The sequence below is a fragment of the Vibrio sp. 811 genome (assembly GCF_033339195.1).
On the sequence record NZ_JAWOUB010000787.1, the window covers coordinates 1 to 553 of the forward strand.

1 protein-coding gene is annotated in these 553 nt (G+C 47.4%); it reads right to left on the bottom strand.

Annotated features, from left to right (window positions below; all coding sequences use genetic code 11):
* A partial coding sequence (gene rluB, locus R7Q46_RS29400; protein ID WP_318078616.1) for a 23S rRNA pseudouridine(2605) synthase RluB occupies positions 1–553 on the bottom strand: 553 nt, incomplete at both ends.

A 553-nucleotide genomic window follows, 5' to 3' on the forward strand; every position in this document is an offset into this window, starting at 1 on the left:
AGATTCCCATAGACGACGAACTTCGCGGTTACGACCTTCGTTGATCACTACGTAGAAAGTGTGGTTCATACCTTCACCACCTGCGTAGACAACGTCTTCAAAGCGAGCTAAACCGTCTTCCAGTTCAACCCCTTTTACTAGATTACGAACTTTTTGTTCGGTTACTTCACCAAACACACGCACTAGGTATTCACGCTCAACTTGGCGACTTGGGTGCATTAGACGGTTTGCTAATTCACCATCAGTAGTGAAAAGTAGCAGACCAGACGTGTTTGCATCCAAACGACCAACAGAGATCCAACGAGAGCCACGAATTTTTGGCAGACGGTCGAAAACCGTGCGACGGCCTTCTGGGTCATGACGAGTACACAGCTCACCCTCAGGCTTGTAGTACGCAAGTACACGACAGATCACTTCTTCTTGAACCTTTGCAGATACAATGTGACCATCGATACGAACTACACTGCTCTCATCTTCCAGTCTTTCACCAAGTTTAGCGACCACACCGTTCACGCTTACGCGTCCGGATTTAATTAACGATTCGATCTCACGA